Origin of the sequence: Mesorhizobium sp. L48C026A00, assembly GCF_000502375.1 — a bacterium.
GTDB classification, from domain to species: domain Bacteria; phylum Pseudomonadota; class Alphaproteobacteria; order Rhizobiales; family Rhizobiaceae; genus Mesorhizobium; species Mesorhizobium muleiense.
In genome coordinates this window covers 52,792-73,892 of the sequence record NZ_AYWU01000014.1, presented here as the reverse complement: position 1 = coordinate 73,892, position 21,101 = coordinate 52,792, and the positions used below count along the sequence as shown (strand labels likewise).

Annotated in this window: 19 protein-coding genes; 12 read left to right on the top strand and 7 right to left on the bottom strand. The window is 64.5% G+C overall.

Going from position 1 to position 21,101, the window contains the following annotated elements; translation table 11 throughout:
• Window positions 1–192: 192 nt before the first annotated feature.
• The 8 genes from X738_RS63985 to X738_RS63950 all read left to right on the top strand — a co-directional run bounded on the left by X738_RS63985 (window position 193) and on the right by X738_RS63950 (window position 10,063).
• A complete protein-coding gene (locus tag X738_RS63985) occupies window positions 193–1,131 on the top strand; it encodes a GntR family transcriptional regulator (protein WP_023800531.1) in 939 nt (312 codons plus the stop codon).
• A gap of 17 nt (window positions 1,132–1,148) precedes the next feature.
• Window positions 1,149–2,432: a glycosyltransferase gene (locus X738_RS63980; protein WP_023800530.1), complete on the top strand. Its 1,284-nt coding sequence runs from the start codon at window positions 1,149–1,151 to the stop codon at window positions 2,430–2,432.
• 4 nt (window positions 2,433–2,436) lie between these two features.
• Complete coding sequence (locus tag X738_RS63975; RefSeq protein WP_023800529.1) at window positions 2,437–3,822, top strand: glutamine synthetase family protein; 1,386 nt, start codon at window positions 2,437–2,439, stop codon at window positions 3,820–3,822.
• Entirely contained in the window at window positions 3,822–5,114 is a 1,293-nt protein-coding gene (locus X738_RS63970; RefSeq protein WP_023800528.1) for an NAD(P)/FAD-dependent oxidoreductase, read from the top strand. The genes X738_RS63975 and X738_RS63970 overlap by 1 nt, the downstream gene beginning before the upstream one ends.
• Window positions 5,115–5,277: 163 nt before the next feature.
• Window positions 5,278–6,309, top strand: coding sequence for a BMP family protein (locus X738_RS63965; RefSeq protein ID WP_023800527.1), 1,032 nt, complete (start codon window positions 5,278–5,280; stop codon window positions 6,307–6,309).
• Between the two features lie 246 nt (window positions 6,310–6,555).
• Window positions 6,556–8,067: an ABC transporter ATP-binding protein gene (locus X738_RS63960; RefSeq protein ID WP_023800526.1), complete on the top strand. Its 1,512-nt coding sequence runs from the start codon at window positions 6,556–6,558 to the stop codon at window positions 8,065–8,067.
• Window positions 8,067–9,119: an ABC transporter permease gene (locus X738_RS63955; RefSeq protein WP_023800525.1), complete on the top strand. Its 1,053-nt coding sequence runs from the start codon at window positions 8,067–8,069 to the stop codon at window positions 9,117–9,119. The genes X738_RS63960 and X738_RS63955 overlap by 1 nt, the downstream gene beginning before the upstream one ends.
• Window positions 9,119–10,063 (top strand): ABC transporter permease, encoded by a 945-nt coding sequence (locus X738_RS63950; RefSeq protein WP_023800524.1) that lies wholly within the window; start codon window positions 9,119–9,121, stop codon window positions 10,061–10,063. The genes X738_RS63955 and X738_RS63950 overlap by 1 nt, the downstream gene beginning before the upstream one ends.
• Before the next feature lie 20 nt (window positions 10,064–10,083).
• On the opposite strand, the gene X738_RS63945 is transcribed toward X738_RS63950, so the two are convergent.
• The 4 genes from X738_RS63945 to X738_RS63930 form a co-directional block, all read right to left on the bottom strand.
• Window positions 10,084–10,404 carry a hypothetical protein gene (locus tag X738_RS63945; protein WP_023800523.1) on the bottom strand — a complete coding sequence of 107 codons (321 nt, stop codon included), beginning with the start codon at window positions 10,402–10,404 and terminating at the stop codon, window positions 10,084–10,086.
• A 4-nt stretch (window positions 10,405–10,408) separates the two neighbouring features.
• Window positions 10,409–10,717 carry a YggT family protein gene (locus tag X738_RS63940; protein WP_023800522.1) on the bottom strand — a complete coding sequence of 103 codons (309 nt, stop codon included), beginning with the start codon at window positions 10,715–10,717 and terminating at the stop codon, window positions 10,409–10,411.
• A 107-nt stretch (window positions 10,718–10,824) separates the two neighbouring features.
• The gene (locus tag X738_RS63935; protein ID WP_023800521.1) at window positions 10,825–12,690 is read right to left on the bottom strand and encodes a sodium:solute symporter family protein; all 1,866 of its coding nucleotides are present in this window, start codon (window positions 12,688–12,690) and stop codon (window positions 10,825–10,827) included.
• A gap of 14 nt (window positions 12,691–12,704) precedes the next feature.
• Window positions 12,705–12,959, bottom strand: coding sequence for a DUF4212 domain-containing protein (locus tag X738_RS63930; protein ID WP_023800520.1), 255 nt, complete (start codon window positions 12,957–12,959; stop codon window positions 12,705–12,707).
• A 294-nt stretch (window positions 12,960–13,253) separates the two neighbouring features.
• Here X738_RS63930 and X738_RS63925 point away from each other — a divergent pair, with 294 nt between their 5' ends.
• Complete coding sequence (locus tag X738_RS63925) at window positions 13,254–13,886, top strand: hypothetical protein (RefSeq protein ID WP_023800519.1); 633 nt, start codon at window positions 13,254–13,256, stop codon at window positions 13,884–13,886.
• 6 nt (window positions 13,887–13,892) lie between these two features.
• Here X738_RS63925 and X738_RS63920 read toward each other — a convergent pair whose 3' ends face one another.
• The gene (locus tag X738_RS63920) at window positions 13,893–16,043 is read right to left on the bottom strand and encodes a DUF294 nucleotidyltransferase-like domain-containing protein (RefSeq protein ID WP_245277724.1); all 2,151 of its coding nucleotides are present in this window, start codon (window positions 16,041–16,043) and stop codon (window positions 13,893–13,895) included.
• Between the two features lie 299 nt (window positions 16,044–16,342).
• Here X738_RS63920 and X738_RS63915 point away from each other — a divergent pair, with 299 nt between their 5' ends.
• The 3 genes from X738_RS63915 to X738_RS63910 all read left to right on the top strand — a co-directional run bounded on the left by X738_RS63915 (window position 16,343) and on the right by X738_RS63910 (window position 18,168).
• The gene (locus X738_RS63915) at window positions 16,343–16,735 is read left to right on the top strand and encodes a hypothetical protein (RefSeq protein ID WP_023800517.1); all 393 of its coding nucleotides are present in this window, start codon (window positions 16,343–16,345) and stop codon (window positions 16,733–16,735) included.
• A 201-nt stretch (window positions 16,736–16,936) separates the two neighbouring features.
• A complete protein-coding gene (locus X738_RS86150) occupies window positions 16,937–17,092 on the top strand; it encodes a hypothetical protein (RefSeq protein ID WP_023800516.1) in 156 nt (51 codons plus the stop codon).
• Between the two features lie 131 nt (window positions 17,093–17,223).
• Window positions 17,224–18,168 (top strand): LLM class flavin-dependent oxidoreductase, encoded by a 945-nt coding sequence (locus tag X738_RS63910; RefSeq protein WP_023800515.1) that lies wholly within the window; start codon window positions 17,224–17,226, stop codon window positions 18,166–18,168.
• Window positions 18,169–18,175: 7 nt separating this feature from the next.
• Here the strand turns inward: X738_RS63910 and fhuB are convergent, their stop codons facing one another.
• Both fhuB and X738_RS63900 read right to left on the bottom strand, forming a co-directional pair.
• A complete protein-coding gene (gene fhuB, locus X738_RS63905) occupies window positions 18,176–20,218 on the bottom strand; it encodes a Fe(3+)-hydroxamate ABC transporter permease FhuB (protein WP_084833778.1) in 2,043 nt (680 codons plus the stop codon).
• Window positions 20,215–21,096, bottom strand: a complete 882-nt coding sequence (locus X738_RS63900) for an ABC transporter substrate-binding protein (protein ID WP_023800513.1) — start codon at window positions 21,094–21,096, stop codon at window positions 20,215–20,217. Before X738_RS63900 ends, fhuB begins: the two co-directional genes overlap by 4 nt.
• Window positions 21,097–21,101: the final 5 nt, after the last annotated feature.

Below are 21,101 nucleotides of genomic sequence, written 5' to 3'. Positions count from 1 at the left end.
ACCAGCGCTTGCGACCATGCCGCCGCTCGATCCTGTTCCCCGGTCTTTTTATTGCCGATTGAACCCACAGTACTATTGCAGAAAAAAGTACGTCAATCCATAATTTGGAAAATCGCCGCGAAATCCAGCCGATCGCGCCCGCAAGGGCAATTGGTAAAACCGCAGCGGTCGAGCCCGTTCACGAGAAACGCCATGCAAGCCGTTGCCAGACGCCCGCGCACCAATCATCTTGATCTCGCGCAGCGCATTCTCGATGTAGCCCGGCAGCGCGGCTTCGAGGCCGGCGCCCATCTCCCGGAACAGCAGATCGCCTCGCTCTGCAACGTCTCGCGGACCCCGGTGCGGGCCGCGCTGCGCCTGCTCACCGAAAAAGGCGTCGTGCGATGGGAAGCCGAATCCGGCTATCGGCTGGCCGTTGACCTCACCAAGCAGGCGACGCTTGCCGCTGACCTGCCAAGCGCCGAGGAGGACGAACTCGCGGAGATGATCCTGCGCGATCGGTCGGCGCGTCGGTTGGATCAGACGGTGACCATCGGCGCGTTGATGCGGCGCTACAGTGCCGAACGAAGGACAGTACTAAAAGCGCTAAAGAAACTGACAGACGAAAATCTTCTGGATCGCGCACCGGGACAGTCCTGGCTGTTCAGGCGAGCGCCAGACGATCCGGAGGCACAAGGGGAAAGCTATGAGTTCCGCCTGATGCTGGAACCCGCCGCCATTCTGGCGCCTGGCTTTCGGCTGGACGGGACCCGCGCGGCAGCCTTGCGCCAGGGCATGGAGGCGCTGCTGGCGCTGCCCGACGCCACATTCGATATCAGAGAGTTCCAGCGGCTGGACATCGACTTTCACGGCCTAATCGCCGACGGCTCCAGCAACCGGTTCGTCGCCGACGCGCTGTCGGACCATCTCAGGCTGCGCCGGCTGCCGGGGACCTATGCCGGCGTCAACGTCTTCCGGCTGAAGCAATCGCTGCGCGAGCACCTGACCATACTCGACCAACTGGAAAGCCGGCAGTATGAGGTTGCAGCCGATCTGCTTCGCGTCCATCTGCGATTGTCCCGCAGCCAGCGACCGCAGGCGGCCAGTCGCGGCGCCCCCGCGTTGTTCGGCATGATCAGCCGGCCGGATTGACGAGGACCACGAGAACAGTGACGCGCAAAACCAGCCCGACTATCGCGTTGTTTCCCGAAGCGAGCTTCGGTGCCGCGCTCAATTGCGTCGGCATCGCGCAGGCCTTGCGCGCAAGGGGTGCGCGGCCGGTGTTCATCTGTCACGCCGGCTTTTCCGGCGTGTTCGCCGACTACGGGTTTCAGGAATACCAGTTGCCGACCGACGATCCGCTGACCGACAGCGAACGCCAGAGCTATTGGCAGGCTTTCGTGCGCCGGCATCTGCCGCATTTCAGGCTGAGCCCGATCGACCAGCTCGAAACCTACGTCGCCCCGACCTGGCAAGCGATCGTCGATACCGCGGTCAATGCCGAGGCGCCGCTGCGCAAATTGCTGACCCGGTTGAAGCCGGACGCCGTGGTGCTCGACAACGTCGTCATGTTCCCAGCACTTGCTGCCGCCGGTTGCCCATGGGTGCGCGTCGTCTCCTGCGCCGAGACCGAGCTGCCCGACGCCGATGTACCGCCCTATCTGTCCGGTCTCGCCGCCGACGACCCTGGTCGCGCGGCCTTCGAGGCGCGCTACCTGGCAGCCGTCGCTCCGGCACATGACCGGTTCAACCGGCTTCGGACCGACGCCGGCCTTGCGCCCTTGCCGGAGGGGCTTTTTCTCGAAGCTTCGCCCGATCTCAATCTGCTGCTGACCCCAACCATCGTGCGCAGGCAGCGCGCCGAGCCGCTCGACCCGGCCCGCTTCGTCTATCTCGAAGGCTGCGTCCGTTCGGAAGGGCCGTTCGACGTGCCGGTCTTTCCACGCAATGACGGGCCGCTGGTCTATCTCAGCTTCGGCAGCTTGGGCGCGATGGATGTCGGGCTGATCGAGCGCATGCTCGCCGTGTTCGACCGGCTTCCGGCCCGCTTCATCGTCAATGTCGGCGGTCTGCGCGACAGCTATCGCGCGGTTCCGGACAATGTCTATCTCGACGCCTGGTTTCCGCAACCGTCGGTTGTCGCCAAGTCCGATCTTTTCATCCATCACGGCGGCAACAACAGCTTTTGCGAAGCGCTGCGTTTCGGCGTGCCGTCGCTGATCATGCCCTATTGCTGGGACGGGCACGACAATGCGCAACGCGCCGAGGAAACCGGCGTCGGCCGCTACCTCAGCCGCGATGGCTGGAGCGACGACGAACTGGAACAGGCTATCCTTGGCCTAATGGCCGACGGCGAGATGCGCTTTCGCCTCAAGGAGAATGCGGCCACCATGGCGCGGGCGCCGGGAGCTGACGCCGCCGCCGAAGCCATTCTCGCCCTCGCAAGGACGTGACCTGATGCTCAACACCACGACAACGGATGCACCGCAAACGACCCCGACGGACGATCCGAAGCGATGGCTGGAGCAGCAGGGGATCAGGGAAGTCGAGTGCCTGGTGCCGGACGTGAACGGCGTCTTGCGCGGCAAGGCGTTGCCAACGGCCAAGTTCCTGAAGTCGCTCGAAGACCGCGCGCTCTACCTGCCGAGCAGCGCCTTCCTGGTCTGCATAGACGGCCGCTATTCCGGTTCCAACGACGAGGGCTTCGCCTATCAGGACCCCGACATGCGGATGGTGCCGGATGTCGCGACGCTCTGCCTTGCGCCCGGCGCTGGAGCTGAAAAGGCCTATGTCTTCACCGATGCGTTTCACATGGACGACCGGCCGTGGATGGCCTCGCCACGTCATGTGTTGAGGGCCGTGCTCGATCTCTATCACCAGCGCGGCTGGCGGGCAGTGGTGGCGCCGGAGCTCGAATTCTACCTGACCGCGCCCAATCCCGATCCCGATCGGCCGTTGATCGCGCCGGTCGGGCGCAATGGCCGCTCCGAAACCGTGCAGCACCCCTATGACATGGCGGCGCTGGAGGAATTCGAGCCGGTGATCCAGCGGCTCTACGACTATGCCGCAAAGGCCGGGCTGCCGCTCGATACGCTGATCCATGAGTCAGGCACGGCGCAGTTGGAGATCAATTTCCTGCATGGCGACGCGCTGCCGCTGGCCGACAAGGTGCTGCTGTTCAAGCGGATGACGCGCCGGGCCGCGCAGGATAATGGCATGCATGCGACCTTCATGGCCAAGCCGATCGCCGCACAAGCCGGCAGCTCCATGCATCTCCACATGTCGGTCATCGACGAGGCCGGGAATACGCTGTTCGCCGGGCGTGACGATGCCGACACCGAGATGTTCGGGCATTTCATCGGCGGCCTGCAGAAATACATTCCGGAGGTGATGCCGCTGTTTGCGCCGAACGTGAATTCGTTCCGCCGCATCCGGCCGAACCACAGCGCCCCCGCCAACATCGAGTGGTCGCATGACAATCGCTCCTGCGGCCTGCGCGTGCCGGCCGGCGGGCGGGCCGCACGGCGGGTGGAAAACCGGCTGCCCGGCGCCGATGCCAACCCCTATCTGGCGATGGCCGGCTCGCTGCTCTGCGGCTATCTCGGCGTCGAGGAAAAGCTCTCGCGTTCGCCCGAGGCATCGGGCAACGCCTATCGCAGCAAGAGCACGCTGCCGAAAACCATGGAGGAGGCGCTCGACCGTTTCGCCGCCTGCAGTCCGGTTCGGGACTTGCTCGGCGAGGATTTCGTCCAGACCTATTTGCGCGTCAAAAGCGTCGAGCTCGACCTGTTCCAGAGCGTCGTCACCAGCTGGGAACGCGACCACCTGCTGCTCAAGGTCTGATGATGGGCTTCAATTCCGGCCTGGACATCGGCAGATCCTACTATGTCGCGACCGCCAATCCAGCCCCTGATCATCCGGCGGCGCTGCAGGCCGACGTCGACGCCGATCTGGTGGTGGTCGGCGGCGGCTGCACCGGCTTGTCCGCAGCCCTTCATGCCGCCGAGCGCGGGCTGAAGGTGGTGCTCCTCGAAGGCGGCAAGATCGGCTGGGGGGCGTCGGGGCGCAATGGCGGCCAGATCATTCCAGGCCTGCGCAAGGGCGCCAAGGGCCTGGCCAAGCTTTATGGGCCCGAACGGGCGCGGGCGCTTTTCGATCTCGCCCTTGAGGCGCGCGGGCTGGTGCTCGACCTGATCGAGCGCCATGCCATCGATTGCAACCTCCGGCTCACCGGCCATCTGGCCGGTGCGATAAACGGCTCCGACCTGCGCGATCTCGAGGAAGAGGCCGAGTGCCTTGCCACAGTAATGAACTTTCATGAGGTCGAGATGCTGTCGGCGGCGCGGGCGCGTGAAATGGTGAACACGCCCTTTCACGGCGCCATGTACGAGAAGCTCGGCGGCCATATGCATCCTCTGAACTACACGCTGGGTCTTGCTCGCGCCGCGGCAGCGGTAGGCGTCACCATCCACGAGAATTCGGTGGCGCTGCGGCTGGAGCGGGAACCTTCCATCCGGGTTTCCACGGCCAAGGGCTCGGTCCGGGCCCGGCATGTCGTGCTGGCCGGCGACGCGCTGCTTCAGGGGCTCGAACCGCGCGTCAACAGCCGCATCATGCCGGTCGGCAACTACATCATCGCGACCGAGCCGCTGGACGACACCAGCGACGTCATCCCAAGCAATGCCGCCGTTTCCGACACACGCTTCGTCGTCAACTACTACCGGCTGTCGGCGGACGGCCGCCTGCTGTTCGGCGGTGGCGAGCGCTACACGCCGTCGCCGCCCGCCGACATTGCCGGCTTCGTGCGGCCGCATATGGAAAAAACCTTTCCGCAATTGCGCGGCCGCCGCATCGAGCATGCCTGGGGCGGGCTGGTCTCGGTGACGACATCGCGCCTGCCGGATGTCGGCCACTATGGCGAGGTCTATTTTGCGCATGGCTATTCAGGCAAGGGCGTGATCCTGTCGACGCTGTCGGGCAAGCTGCTTGCCGAGGCGATCACCGGCGATCCGTCGCGGCTCGATCTGTTTTCGACGCTGAGGCCAATGCCGTTTCCCGGCGGTGCCGCCCTGCGCGGCCCGCTCTATGTGCTCGGCATGCTCTGGTACGCCATGCGCGATCGCATCAAGCATTGAGCAAGTGATCCACTGCCGCCGTGGTTTTGCGACGGAGGGCGGCAACGCAGCTTCGCGACAAATTTGACCATGTGGACAAAGGTCGGACGCCGTTCCATAGTTCCCTCGCCTGATATCCAAAGAAACAGCCGGCTCGACACGGCGCCAATCAGAGGGGCATGCAATGGAAAACGGGAAGAGCAAAATCCAGTCGAAACGCGAAGGACTTTCGCGACGCGATTTGCTGGAACTCGGCGCGCTCGGCCTGGCGGCAGCCATGCTGCCGGGCCAGGTCTTGGCGCAGGACAAGAAGCTGAAGGTGGCGGCGATCTTCGCCACGCCGACCGAGGAGCCATGGGTCCACCAGATCCATGTCGCCCTGCAGAGGGCCGAGAAGGAACTCGGCATCGAGTACAAATGGTCGGAGAAGGTGCAGACGGCCGATTTCAGCCGTGTGATGCGTGAATATGCGCAAGGCGGCTATGACCTGGTGCTGGGCGATGCGTTCGCTGCCGAACGCGAATCCCGCCGCACCGCCAAGCAATTTCCGAAGGTCGCCTTCCTGTTCGGCTCCGGCGCCGGGCCGGCCGAACCGAATTTTGCAGTCTTCGACAATTGGATCCACGAGCCCGCCTATCTCTCCGGCCTGATCGCCGGAAAGATGTCGAAATCAGGCACGATCGGCGCCGTTGCGGCGATGGGCATTCCGGAAGTGAACCGGCTGGTCAATGCCTTCTTTGCCGGCGCCCGCGAGGTCAATCCTGACATCAAGAGGAAGGTCGCATTCATCGGCTCCTTCTTCGACCCGCCCAAGGCCAAGGAAGCGGCTATCGCCCAGATCGACGCCGGCGTCGACGTGATCTATGCCGAACGTTTCGGCGTCATCGAAGCGGCGGTCGAGAGGAAAATCCTCGCCATCTCCAATATGTCCGACCAGTCCAACCTCGGCCCGGACACGGTGATCACCGGCCCGGTCTGGGACATGTATCCGACGGTCGAGCATGCGATCAAACTGGTCAAGGCCGGCGTCTTCACCGCGCAGGATTACGGCGATTTCTCGCGCATGGCCAAGGGCGGCTCCTTTCTGGCGCCCTATCACAAATTCGACAAGACGCTGCCCGCCGACGTCAAGGAGCTGGTCGAGAAGAAGAAGGCCGAAATCCTCGACGGCAATTTCCGTGTCGTCGTCGACGAGAACACGCCGGTTTCGGATTGAGCGTAGTCTTTTGGGGTTGGCGCTGCACCCCCCTCTGGCCTGCCGGCCATCTCCCCCTCAAGGGGGGAGATTGGCAACTTCGCCGACAGCGCCTCTGCTTCAGCGTTGGCGATTTGCGAAAGCCGAAGTGACATCCAATCTCCCCCCTTGAGGGGGAGATGGCCGGCAGGCCAGAGAGGGGTGCAGCGCTTCCCGTCGATCAAAGCTGAGTTGTAGAGCCATCTCCCACCAGGAGCACCTTCGCCTTTGCCCGCCCCTCTCATCGAAATGCGCGGCATCTCCAAGAGCTTCGGCGCCGTCATGGCGAACGAGGCCGTCGATCTTGGCGTCGCACCCGGCGAGATTCTCGGGCTGCTGGGTGAAAATGGCGCCGGCAAGACGACGCTGATGAACGTGCTGTTCGGCGCCTATGCGCCCGACGCCGGCGAGATCCTGGTTCAGGGCCGGCCGGTGACGATCAACAGCTCGGCCGATGCGCTCGCCGCCGGCATCGGCATGGTGCACCAGCATTTTCATCTGGCGCCGCGGCTTTCGGTGCTGGAAAACCTGCTGATAGGCATTCCCGGCAAATCGGGCCGGATCGACCGCGCCGGCGGGCTGGCGCGACTGGCGGAGATCGGCCGCCAGCATGGCCTCACGCTCGATCCGGACCTTCCCGTCTCGGCGCTGTCGATCGGCGAGCAGCAGCGGCTCGAAATCGTCAAGGCGCTGTTTCGCGGTGCAAGGCTGCTGATCCTCGACGAGCCGACGGCGGTGCTGGCGCCGACAGAGGTCGACGGGCTGTTTTCGGCGCTGCGGTCGATGGCTGCCCAGGGTCTCGGCATCATCTTCATCTCGCACAAGCTCAACGAGGTCAGGGCGTTGACCCATCACTGCGTCGTGCTGCGGCATGGCCGCGTGACCGGGCGCGTCGACGCACCTGCCAGCACGACATCCTCGGAGATGGCGCGGCTGATGTGCGGCCACGAGATCGTTCCGCCGGCCAGGGGACCGTCGACACCGGGTGCCGCGGTGCTGACCCTGGACGGCATCTCGACGTCGCGCCATTCCGGCATGGCGCTGCGCGATGTCTCGCTTTTGGTGCGCGCCGGCGAGATCCTCGGCATTGCCGGTGTCTCGGGCAACGGCCAGCGGGCGCTTGCCGAGGTGATCTCCGGCGTTCGCGCGCCCGATGCCGGCCGGATGACGATAGCCGGCAAAGCTGTCTCGCGGTTCTCGCCGCGCGAGGTGCAGGCGCTCGGTCTCGGGCGCATCCCGGAAGACCGGATGACGACGGGACTGGTCACCAACCTGCCGCTTGCCGATTCGATGGTGCTGCCGCGTATCGGCACGGCGGCGTTCAGCCGCAACGGACTGCTCAGGCCGGATGCGATCCGCGCCTTCGCCGAGGCGCAGATCAAGGCGTATGACATACGCTGCCCCGGGCCGATGACGCGGGCCGGAGCGCTGTCCGGCGGCAATCTGCAAAAGGCGCTGCTGGCGCGTGAGCTCGCCTTCGACCCCAAGGTGCTGATCGTGTCGCAGCCGACGCGCGGCCTCGACATTGGTGCGGCGCGCTTCATCCACGAAAAGTTCCTCGACATGCGTGCCAGGGGCTGCGGCATCGTCGTCATCGGCGAAGACCTCGAAGAGCTGCTGATGCTCTGCGACCGCATCGCGGTGATGTATGAGGGGCGCATTGCCGGCACGCTGGCCAGCGCCGACGCCACCATCGCGCGGCTCGGCCTGATGATGACCGGGGCGGAGGGCCATGGTTGATGTTCCGCCTCGAAGCCCGCACCTCAACGCCCGCCTGGTTCAACCTGGCTCTGCCGTTGCTGGCCATCGGCGCGACATTGGTGCTGTGCAGCGGCCTCATCGCGCTGGCCGGCGCCGGGGTGATCGAGGCCTATGGCGTGATGTTCGCGGCGTCGCTGGGCGACAGCTACGCGATCACCGAAACGCTCGTGCGTGCAACACCGATGATCTTCACCGGGCTTGCCGTGGCGGTCGCCTTCCGCGCCAAATTCTGGAATATCGGCGCCGAGGGGCAGTTGCTTGCCGGTGCGGTGGCGAGCTGTGCCGTCGGCGCCATTCCGATGCCGGGGCCGCTCGCCATGCTGCTGATGGCGCTCGCCGGCGCCGCCGCAGGTGCTGCGGTCGCCCTGATCCCGGCGACGCTGCGGGTGAAATTCAAAGTCGATGATGTCGTTAGTTCACTGCTGCTCAACTCGGTCATCTTCTATGCGTTGATGGCACTGATTGAAGGCCCTTGGAAAGACAGCTTCAGCGGCTACCCGATCTCGCCGCCGATCGAGGATTCAGCGAATTTCCCGGTGCTGCTCGAAGGCACGCGGCTGCATCTCGGCGTCGTGGCGGCTTTCGTGGCCGCACCGGTCATCTGGTTCCTGATTGCGCGCACGACGCTCGGCTTCAGGATCAGGGTGATCGGCGAAAATCCCGAGGCCGCGCGCTATGGCGGCATCCATGTCGAGCGGGTGCTGATCTCGACGGCGCTGCTGTCCGGGGCGCTCGCCGGCCTTGCCGGCGTCAGCGAAGTCGGCGGCGTCCACTTCCAGGTGATGAGCGACATCTCGCCGGGCTATGGCTATTCCGGCATCGTCGTCGCCATGCTGGCGAGGCTCAACCCGCTTGGCGTGATGCCGGCGGCGCTGTTCCTCGCCGCCGTCATGACCGGCGCCGAGGCGATGTCGCGGGCCACCGGCGTTCCGGCCTTCCTCAGCGACGTCATCCAGGGCACCGCGCTGCTCGCCATGCTGGTGGCGCTGCTGTTCACGGCCTATCGCATCCGCCGCGTCGGAGCCGCATGATGAGCGTCGTGCTCGAACAGATTTTTCAGGTCGGCTTCCTCGCCGCGATCATCCGCATCGCCACGCCTTTGGCTTTCGCGACGCTGGGCGAGATGTTTTCGGAGCGGGCCGGCGTGCTCAATCTCGGCATCGAAGGCATCATGCTGTTGTCGGCGATGACCGGCTTCACCGCGACCAGCCTCAGCGGCAGCCTGTGGCTCGGCGTGCTTGCGGCGGTGCTGACCGGTGCGCTGATGGGTGCCGTGCATGCGCTGTTCACGGTGGCTCTCGGCCTCAGCCAGCATGTCTGCGGCATCGGCGTGACGCTGTTCTCGTCGGGCCTCGCCTATTTCCTTTACCGGCTGATCTTCGGCCAGCAATCGGTGCCGCCCAGCATCAAGAGTTTCGAAACGCTGCCGATCCCTGTTCTCTCCGACATCCCGGTGCTCGGACCAGCGGTGTTCAACCAGTTTTCGCTGGTCTACATGGCGATGGCAGCCGTTCCCCTTGCCGCCTTCGTGCTCTATCGGACGCCGTGGGGCCTGTCGGTGCGCATGGTCGGCGAAAATCCGCGCGCCGCCGATTCGGCCGGCGTCGGCGTCATCGCCACGCGCTTCCAGGCGGTGATCCTTGGCGGTGCCCTGATGGGGCTGGCCGGGGCTTTCCTGTCGATGGTGCAGTTCAACGCCTTCACCTTCGGCCTCGTCTCCGGGCGTGGCTGGGTGGCGATCGCGCTCGTCGTCTTCGGCCGCTGGGATCCCTGGCGTTCGGCAGGGGCCGCCCTGCTGTTCGCCTTCGTCGATGCCCTGCAACTGCGCATGCAGGCGAGCGGGCTCGGCCATATCCCCTATGAGGCGTTCCTGATGCTGCCCTTCATCTTCACCATCGTCGCCATGGCGGTGATGTCACGCAACGCCGTCGCGCCTTCGGCGCTGCTCAAGCCGTTCCGCCGCGAAGAACGCTGACAGGCCGGGGATGGGAATTCTCAGCCACTGCTTAGCGCCCGCATCACATTCGGCAGCGCCGGCAGCGTCAGCAAAACCGTGCCGGCAAGCCAGATCGACGCGACGACGATGCTCCTGGGGCGCGCCGACCAGCGCTCATAGAGCGCGGCCGGCACGCCGGCGAGCATGATGGTCATCGTCGACAGGATCAGCGCACTTGCCATGTAGACGATCTGGCTCAGGGGAGGCGCCCAGCCCGGATACCAGATCGGATAGAACAGGAACACCATCAGCACCCACGGCGAAAAGATGCCGTTGACGATGGCGACCGCCATGACCGGGACAAGAGCGTTTTTGTCCATTGCCTCAACCCCCCTGCGAAGCCATCGGCGCAATGCCGAAATTGATCAGAAAGACGAGGTAGAACACGCGCAAGGCCATAAGCCAGAGCACGCTGAAGACGATCACCACCGGCAGGGTCAGGATCGACGGCGTAATGCCCCGCACGACCCGCAGGAACGGGTCCGTGACAGTCTTGAAGAAGCGCCAGATGTAGTTGTCCCAGCTTTCGGGCACGAAGAGGCCGAGCACGAGACGCCCGATCAGCGTGTACATCACCGCGGCAAGGACGAAGTTCGGGATGTGGAAATACCAATAGGACCAGAAATCGTTCACGTGGGAGTTTCCAAGCAGCGGCGCGCCGCGTTATGCCAGCGACGCCTCCAAAATGAAAGCGGGGTCCGTCACCGGACCCCGCCTTGAGCGCCGATCGCTATGCGCGATCAGGCAGTCTTTTCTTCCATCATCTGCTTGCCACGCGGCACACGGATTTCCTCGATGAAATCCTGCATATCCCGGGACGGCGCCCTGGTGAGAAGGCTGACGATGATCATAACGGCGAAGCCCACCGGCAGACCGAAGGCCGCCGACGAAATGTTCTTCACGCCCCACCACAGTTCCATATTCGGCGTCGCCTTGTCGAAGTCGGCGCCGTACTGGGTCATGACAAGGTAGAAGATGGTGATGCCGAAGCCCGCGATCATGCCGGCGACCGCACCGGCCGAGTTCGCCCGCTTCCACCAGACGCCGAGCACCAGCGCCGGGAACAGCCCGCCTGCCGCAAGCGAGAACGCCCACGACACCATCGACAGTATGTCGGACGGCTTGGTCGACGCGACGTAGGCGGCCAGCACGGCGACCATAACCAGCAGGATGCGGGACACGATCAGGCGCCGCGACGTGGGCGCATTCTGGTCGATCATCTTGTAGTAGATGTCGTGGCTGAGTGCGTTGGCGATGGCCAGCAGCAGGCCGTCCGCCGTCGACAGCGCGGCGGCAAGACCGCCGGCGGCGACGAGGCCCGAGATGACGTAAGGCATGCCGGCCATTTCCGGCGTCGCCAGCACGATCATGTCGGCGTTGAGGTTGATGTCGGCAAACGAAAGTGCCGTCACGCCCTTTTCGGCGCAGGCCGCGACGATCGCCGCGCTATCTGTCGCCGCCTTGCCGCAGATCTGCACGAGCGTATTGTCGGCAGCGGCCCAGCGCATCATCCATCCGGCTTTCTCGGCGATGTTTTCGGGCGTAAGGCCCGACGCCACCAGGTCGAGCATCGTCCACTTGGCGAACGCCGCATAGGCCGGCGCGGTGAAGTAGAGGATGAAGATGAACAGCAGCGACCAGGCGACCGAGACACGCGCTTCACGCACCGACGGGGTGGTGAAGTAGCGCATCAGGACGTGCGGCAATGACGCCGTTCCGACCATCAGGCAGAGGATGAGCAGAAAGTAGTTCTTGGCATCATAGCCGCCATGCGCAAATGGGGTGATGTGATGCAACGTGATGCCCTGCGCCGTCTCAAGCGCGGTGATGTTCGCCAGCGCCTGGCCTTGCATCAGTTGTGGGATCGGCACGCCGGTTTTCACCGTCGACATCCAGATGACAGGGATGAGATAGGCGATGATCAGCACGATGTACTGGGCGACCTGCGTCCAGGTGACGGCGCGCATGCCGCCCAACATGGAGCACACCAGGATGCCGGCCAGTCCGACATAGACCGCGACGTTGAAGTCGATGCCAAGGAAGCGGGCCGAGATCAGCCCGGTGCCGAAAATCTGCGCGACCACATAGGTAAATGAACAGGAGAACAGAACGATCACGCCGATGAAGCGGGCAAGATTGCCGCCGTAGCGCGCCGACAGGAAGTCGGGAACGGTGTAAGCGCCGAACTTGCGCAGATAGGGCGCAACGAGGATGGCCACGAGCACGTAGCCGCCGGTCCAGCCGAGCACGAAGCCGAGACCATCATAGCCGAGCAGATAGAGCGAGCCAGCCATGCCGATGAAGGAGGCCGCCGACATCCAGTCGGCGCCGGTCGCCATGCCGTTGTAGAGCGCCGGTACGCGACGCCCGGCGACGTAATATTCACCAACGTGCATGGTGCGGCTCAGGACGCCGATCACCGCGTAGATGACGATGGTGAAGCCCATGAACAGGTAGCCGATGACAACATTCTCGACGCCCATGGCGCTCAAGACAGCCATCAGGATGATGAAGGCTATGAAGCCGCCGGTGTAGATGCCGTAGATGCGGCCGAGATTGGAGGTGAAGTCGCCTCCGCCTGCGGTGGTGGATGTCGTGTTAGCCATTGAAGTTCCCCCGATCAATCTTCATGGACGCCATGCTCTTCGTCGATCGCGTTCTGGCGCCGTGCGAACCAGAACAGCATGACGACGAAGGCGATGAGCGAACCCTGAGCGGCCATGTAGAAGCCGAGCGGAAAGCCAAAAATGACGATGGTGTTGAGTTGCTCCACGAACATGTGGATGACGTAACCGAAGAACACCCATAGGCCGAGCATGACGAACATGAGGCTCTTGGTCTTGTTCCAATAACTTATGCGGTCTGGCGTCGCCATAGCGTTGAACCCTCCCTAGGTTGGCAGCTTGCGAACCGTCTCGACCGCAAGGCGCCGTTTAAAGCTTGCCTCTTCCGCTGACGCGGAAGCCCTCCGGCATATGTCGCGGCCAAGCATAGAATCAGCCGACCGTAACTGTGGAGGAGTATCACTTTTTGTCGCGGCTGTTCATACGACTTTAGAATCGGTGAAAGGACTGGAGAATCGGTGAGAGGACTTGAATCGGCAAGAGGGCTGGCGGTGCGGCATCGCGGAGGCTAAACGGTCAACGGTTGGAACCGAAGGGAGAGCGCCATGGGCCTGCTGAACGACCTGTTGCCCGCGTTCCTGCGCAAGCCGCAGCCGATCGGCCGCGTCGGCGAACTGGCTGACTTCATGGATTCGCGGGCCGCCTTCCTGGCGCAGAAAAGCATCGTCGAGTTCTGCCGCGTCAGGGCAGGGGTATACTGGCAGAAGCTGTTCAGCGAGAAGGAGTTCCAGGCGGCGCTCAACCATTCGCGCTGGCGCGCCTATCCTGCGTGTTACGCGATGGTGGCGGAAATGGTGGAGGGTGCGCTGCGTGAACCCGCCGGCTTGCGCCAGCGGGGCCTGCCGGCGGCGCTGGAAAAAGTCGCCCTGGCAAGCTTCTCCAAATATGCCGTTCCGGCGGGCTCGCCCCCCACTTTCTGGGAGGACGCCGCCGAGCTCACCCGCCAGCGCCTCGCCGCCACCCAGATCGGCCCGCCGCGGCCGGTGCGCGAGATCCCCGAGCCGCTGGCGCGAACGGTTTTCGAGATGGTACCGATCCACCCCAATCTGCTGACCAACGATTACGACTATATCTTCAACTTCCTGAGAATGAATCTGCTGCGCGCGCATGAGGATTTCCTGGTGCAGGCCGACCGCAGCGCCCTCGTCGACCAACTGCTTGGCGCCGCGCGCAGCTGAGTTTGTTTACTGTCCGAGCGTCGCCGGCGATGCGAACATCAGGTCCCGCACCAGGTCGGGTGCCGACTGAAGGCGCTTGATGAGGCTCTTGAGCTGTGCCTGCTGCTCGCGCGCCAGCGCATTGATCTCGACGCGGTTGGATACCGGTATACCGGCGTAGATGTCACGCGTCTGCTGAGCGAGCACCAAGCCGATCAGCATGGCGTGGCCGGCCAGCATCGCCTTCATGTCGGGCCCGCCGCCAATATCCAGCGCGATCAGTCGCTCGAGCCGGGCACGCGTGCTCCGCTCGCGGATGCCGTGGCGAATTGCGAGCGTGCGTGCGGTCGCGACGATTGGAAAAAGGCCATGCTTCTTGATGTCCAGCCGGCCATTTTCAAGCTGAAGGCCGCCAAAGACAGTGAAGGGATTGCCGGTCGTCATCTGCTCGCCGAGCAGCTTCGCGAACACCGGCTCGGCGTGGGCACGGTCATAGGCATATTCGACGAACTGCGCGGCCAGCGTGGTGTCGCCATGCACCGGCCGCAGGTCGTAGACGATATCGACGTTGAGCAGGTCCTGAGGCCGCAGACGGCGAACCCAATCCTCGACGCGCCGCTTCCAGGTGTCGAGGCTTCCGCGGAATGCGGCATTCGAGGCCATTACACCGCCTTTGCAATACGGCACGCCTGAGATGTCGAGCATGTCGGCGAGCTTGGCGCCGAGATTCTTGAACCAGCGATCTTCGGGCCCATCCGGCTCGCCATCTGCAAAGACGATTGCGTTGTCCTGGTCGGGGGCCATCAGGCTTTCGCCACGGCCGCCCGAGCCGAGCACAAGCACGGCGTAGGCGCAGGGCGGCGGGCCGTGACCTTCGATCTGCATCTGCTGTTCGGCAAGCACCGCGGCGCGGCGGGTAAGCGAGCAAAGTTCGTCGCTGATGATTTCCGCCACCACGCGCGGGTCGATTGCTTCGCCGATGAGCGATCGTACCACGCCCGGCAGCATCGACCAGCTGGCCGCCAGTTCGGCGGCATCCCTGGCATGTTCGATCGTGTCGTCGAGATCGATGGCAGCGGCGGCGCGAAGCCTCAGCAGGTCGCGCGCCGAAAGCACGCCGACCAGCATGCCGCCTTCGTCGCGGACGGCGAGGTGGCGGACCTTCAGCCGATCCATGCGGCCGATCGCCCGATAAGCGAAGGCGGCGGCGCGGATGCTTATCAGCGGTCGCGTCGCGATTTTTCCGACCGGCATGTCAAAAGCCCGCTCGGCGTCGGACGATATGCGGCGCAGCAGGTCACGCTCGGTAACGATGCCATACGCCTCAATCGCTTGATCCGGCGTTCCACGCTCGGACACGAGGACCGAGCTGATCTTGCGCTTGACCATGAGGTCGATGACCTGCCTTGTCGGTTTGGTCGACTTCACCACGACTGGCGGGCTGCTCATGAGGCTGCCGACGCGATGGCGATAGGCATAGGGATCAACCGGCTGAAACGCCGGAGCCTGGGGTCGCGACACCGGCTCGGCCCAGCCGGCGCGATGGCCGGCTTCGAGAGCGTCCGAAAGGGCAAGGCAGGCAACCTCGGCCTCTCCAAGTGTTCGGATGTTGCGTTTGCGCAACTCCGGAATCAACGCGGCAAAGATGTCTCCGGCCGCAATCGCATCGCCCAGAGCCGAATGGCGGCCAGCTATCTCCAGGCGAAGCCAGACGGCGATCGTTTCCAGCGAATGGTCTGCCAGATTGGGATTTGCTATGGTTGCAAGAAGCCGGACGCACAGCGCCCGAGGCTTTTTCCAGGGCAAACGGGAGCGTCGGCATTCGCGCTCCAATACCGCCAGGTCGAAGCCGATCGAGTGTCCGACGAGAATACGGTCGCCGACGAACTGCTGGAATTGCGCCCATGCATCCGGGAAGCTCCCGGCTCCGTCAACATCGGCATCGGTGATGCCGTGGACGAGCGAAGCCTCGGACGGGATTGCTTCACCGGGATCGATGAGGAGATCGAGCTGAGTTTCCCGGACGACCTTGCCATGCGCGATGCCGATCGCGCCAATCTGGACCACGCGCGCCCTGGTGGCGTCGGGCCCGGTTGTTTCGGTGTCGACGGCGGCAGCCGCAATTGCTATCAGCGGTGTCGCGCCGCTCGGCGGCTTCAATTCCGTCTCCTTCGGCATAGCCGATAGCCTTCCTCTGCCGGATGTCTTGCCCAGACAATGCCTGTCCGAGGCAGCGCCTGTCGGTGCGGAAAGGTTCGATCCGGCTTGCCATGCAACATAGAGGGCGCCGGCCGGCCGCGTCGATGGCCGTATTTCAGGCTGTTGCGTTCGCAAAGTTGCGCTGGGGAGTCGCGCGCCTGCACGCCCATGCTGAATTCCCAGAGGTATACCCGTCCTGGCGGCACATTCGCCTTAAAGTGATTTGATACGGTCGCAGCGCTCGCACATTGTCGGCGAGCTTGCTGCCGAGGGCGCCGATGGATGAGATCAGGCGGGTTGCTGTGGGGTGCATCGGGCGCGCCGTCATGTTCGGCTCGCTTGCCATTGGCTGTGTCATGGTCGGATTCTCCTTCAACCCGGTGTCTGCATTTCGCTCCGGCGCGTTCCTCACGCTGACCATGGTTCTGGCGCTGATGTGGAAAGCCACGACCGCAGCCTTCAAAAATCCCAAGCACACCGAAGTCTGGCTCTACCTCGATGAGAAATCGCGCCCAGCCGATGCCTCGGCACGACGGGTGTTCGGCACCATCATGGGCGACGTTTATAGACTCTACGCCCGGATCGCGCTCGGCGTCGCGGTCGGGTTCTTCCTTGTGTCGCTCGTGCTGATGCTGTTCGGCCTGGAAGCTTACAGGCCGCCCGCCAACTAGGCGGCCGCTCCGCCCATCCCTGCCCGCCCGCACGACCGGGCGTTTTGCCATCGAGCCGATCGGCCTCGGAAAGTGCCGCGCTAAGCAGCAAACAAACCAAATTGTGCTCAGGTTGGAGAAAAACATTCTAAGGATCGCTGGAAAATAGCACTCGACAAAGTCTACTGATTTAATAGATTAACTGCCGAGACGGAGGTCGATATGTCCTATTTCCAGAACACCCACACTGCCCGCAAAGGCCAAAGTCTCGGTTCCGAGCAGACTTGGCGGCCGGCCTATGCGGGCGCCTTTGCCTATCTCGTCTTTGCCCTTGCGTTCGTGTTCACCGGGGCGGTCGTTCTGGGTTTTGTTCCCTGACTTTGGAGCCCGCGAGTCATCGGGCCTGACTAAAGGGATAGCTGTCTGCCGTTTCGCGATATCGGAGTTGAATGAACCGAGTCCCGGTGCGCTTTCGCGCGCTTGACCCCAACGTGATGGAGGAGATGGCAATGCCGTTCGAGTTCACGCATGTTCCCGGTAAAACTCACCCGGCCGACCCAACCGCGCCGTTTTTCTACGATTTCGCGGAAACCGCGACAAAGCTGTCGCTGATCGAGGACATCGGTTTCCAGAAAATCGTCGTCGACGATCCGGCCGGGCTGCTGACCAATATGGATATTGCCGCCCGGGCGCTGGACCGCACTTCTTCGCTCGAGATCGTTCTCACGCATTGGGCTGGTGTGATCGACCCGACGGTGGCGGCACGGCAATTGGCGGCCCTCGACGCGAAAAGCGGCGGTCGGCTGTCGCTCAGGATGCTCAGCGAGCCGCTGAACGACGACGATGCCGAAACACGCCCGGTCGGTCATACGGTTGTCTGGCAGCGCATCGATGAATATCTGGTGCTGCTGAAACGGTTGTGGTCGAACGACAGGCCGTTCGACCATGAAGGCGCCTTCTACAGCGTCAGCGGCGGCTATGTGCCGCGCAAGGGGCCGCGTAGCGCCGGGGTGAGCATCCGCATGGGCGGACGGTCCGGAACGGCGCTCAGGGTCGCCGGGCGGCATGCCGATGTCTTCGAGCTGACGCCGGGTTCGCTCGACGAGATCCGGCAACTGATGGAGCGGGTTCGCAATGCCGCCGCCGAACACGGTCGGGCCGGCAAGCTGCGTTTCGCGCTCCCCGTCCGGATCCGTTCGGAGGGCAACGCTTCCTGCCAGAAGGCGGTCGAATTTGTCGGGCCGCCGACACAAGTCGCGCTTTCCCTGCTTCCTTATGCTGCCCTGGGAATCGAGGAGTTCATGATCGTCGGTGTCGACAGGCCGGGCGGCATCGCGGCGGCGGGCCGCGAGGTGATCGCGCTGCTGCGCAATTCGCTGACGCGCCGCGAGGCCGATGTCCCTCAGCCCGGCGCGTTTGCGCCTCGCGTGATCCGCGAAGCACGCGCCGGCTGAGCGCGTGCTATGCGCTTTGTGGTCGCCAACCCGAAGCGCGTGGCCATTGCCGGCCTTTCCACATCAGCACCATGAAGTAAGGCCCGCCAACCAGGGCAGCAAGCAAACCCGCCGGAATCTGCCACGGGAAAATCAGCATCCGGCCGGCCCAGTCGGCCGAGACAAGCATCATCCCGCCAAGCATCGCGGAAGCGAAAAGCTGCGGCAACGCGCGTTGAAGACCGAGCATGCGGGCCAGGTGCGGCGCCATCAATCCGACGAAGCTCAGCGGCCCGATGACCAGCGTGGCTATTGTCGTCGGCACCGAGATAAGCACCAGGAGGACGACCCGCACGCGAAACAGGCCAAGCCCGAGCCCGCGCGAGGCGGCTTCTCCAAGCGGCAGGATTTCCAGCCAGCGGCTGGTGAGGGGCACGATGGCGAGCAGAGCAGTCGCCGTCACGGCAGCGATTGAGGCATCGGCGGCGGTGGCTCGGTAGGTGGAGCCGGACAGCCAGCCGATCAGCGTATCGAGCCGAGGATCGCCGCTGGCGAGCATCACCGCCGAGAATGCCGACGCCATCGTCGCCACGGCGACCCCGGAAAGCAGCAACCGATCAGGCGCGAGGGGCTGCCGGCGGGCGGTCGGCGAAACCATCGCCAGGCTGACCAGCGCCCCGACGAGACCGGCCGCGATCATCGCCGGACGGTTGACATCAGAAGTCGCGACGAAGAGCAGCAGTATGCCTAGCGAGGCGCCGCCTGAGATACCCAGCACCTCGGGCGCCGCCATCGGATTGCCGGTCATCCGCTGCATCAGCGTGCCGACCACGCCAAGCATCATGCCAGCGCAAACCGCGACGACGATGCGAGGCGCTCTGAGCGGCAGCAGGTCGGCAAGTTCGGCGGCCGAGGCCACGTGCCAGCCGGTCGCGCCTCGCCCGATGACAAGCGCGGCGCAGAGAAGAAGCGCCATCGCGACGAGCCCGAGCAGCAGACAGGGCCACCCGCTGCGCCTGCGCACGGAAGCCAGCATGGTGCCGTCCCGATCCGGGCTGGTGCGCAATTTCGGCAGGAGAAGAAACAGCAGCGGCGCACCGAGGAAAGCAGTCGCCACGCCTGCCGGGATTTCGGAGGTAAACGGCAGGACCTGCACCAGCCGGTCGGTCAGCCACAACAGCATGGCGCCCGCAAGCGGCGCCCAGATCATGCGCTGGCGCAGGGTCCGTGCGCCGGCGAGCCTGACCAGCGCCGGCGCCGCAAGCGCCACGAAGCTGATGACGCCGACGGCTGCGACCACCATGCTGCTCAGAGCGACGGCGACGGTCATCCCGGCCAGCCGTGTCATCGCGGGATTCGTTCCGAGGCTTTCGGCTCCCTCGTCGCTCAGGTCGAGAAGCCGCAGCGGCCGGAGCAGAAGGAAGGCGGCAATGCCGGCCATCGCCAGCCATGGCGCGAACCCGAGCACTACGGCATCGCCGTTCTGGATCAGCGAACCGCTCTGCCAGATGAAGAGTTCCTCGGAATATTCGCGGTTGGCCGCCATCAGCAGGGCGCTCGCCGAACTGCATGTGAGGCTGACCACCAGGCCGGAAATGATGATCGCGACCGGCGAGAAACTCCGGCCCCGGGCCAGAGCCAAAACCGCCAGCGTCGACAGGGCGCCGCCGGCGAGCGCCATCCATTCGCGACCTTGCTCCAGCAGCCACGGCGCGTAGAGCGTGGCGATCGTCAGGGCGACGGTGGCGCCTGCATTGGTGCCGATGGTCGTCGGCTCGGCGAGCGGATTGCGCAGCAGCTGCTGGAGCAGCGCGCCGGTCAGGCCGAGCGCCGCGCCGGCCAGCAGGCTGATCGCCAGGCGCGGCAGGAAGGAATGCCGGTAAAGCAGCTGCCGCGGATCGGAAAAGTCGGTCGCCACGAGCGACTGCCACCACATGTCGGCGGGCAACAGGCGCAAAAGCCCGGCAGCGGTGAGATAGGCGGCGAGCACCGCCGGCAGGCCGACGAGGGCGACGAGCATCCCTGCCTTGAAACGAGCACGATGGCTGGCCGTGGACTGCATGATGGTCATGCCCGGGCCAAAACCGTCGCAAAACGGGCAGCGGCGGCCAGCCCGCCGAACGGCCATACCGGCGGGATTGTCCTGACGTTGCCGGCCTTGACACAGGGAAGGTTCGCCCAGAGGCTGCTCTGGTCGATCCTGATCTTCACATGCGGCGGGATCGGATCGAGGGAAATCACGCGGGCCTCGCCGATCGCAACCAGCTCTTCGATGCCCAGCATGGAAAAGCCCCAGCTATCGGTCAGCGCCGTCCAGGCGTTGGTGAGGCTCAACCTGTCGAGCACGTCCTGGAACAGACTGCCCTTGCCGTAGACACGGACGTGACGGTCGTCGAACATGCTGATCACCGCGAGCGGCTGTTTTGCCCGTTGTGAAAAACGTGCCCTGATCTGGGCGATGGCCGCCGCCGTCGCCTGGATGAGGCGCTGAGCTTCAGCCTCGCGGCCGAGTTTTGAGCCAAGTTTCAGCGTCTCATTCTCGGCCTGGCGATAAGGCGCTTCGGTGCCATCGTAGAAGGGCACCGTATGCAGCGGCGCGATCCGCCTGAACGGAGATTCGTCCAGCCCATAGCCATAGGCACCGGTGATAAGGTCGGGCTTGAGTTCGAGGAGCAGTTCGAGATTGGGCTCGCCGCGCGAGCCGAGATCGAGGCAGCCGGCAGGAAGAGCCGGTCCCGCGACCCAGTCGCGGTAACCTTTTGAGTCGGCGACCGCCACCGGGCCGATCCCGAGCGAGATGACCATCTCGGCCGAGGTCCATTCGAGGCAGGCGATGCGCGGCGGCGGAGCGGCATGCGCCGGGCCGCCGCGCAGGCCTAGGCTCGTCGCGGCCAGGCCGGCCAGGCACCGGCGCCGCGTCAGTGGCGCCAATTGGGTCCGGGCCTGCACGCGCG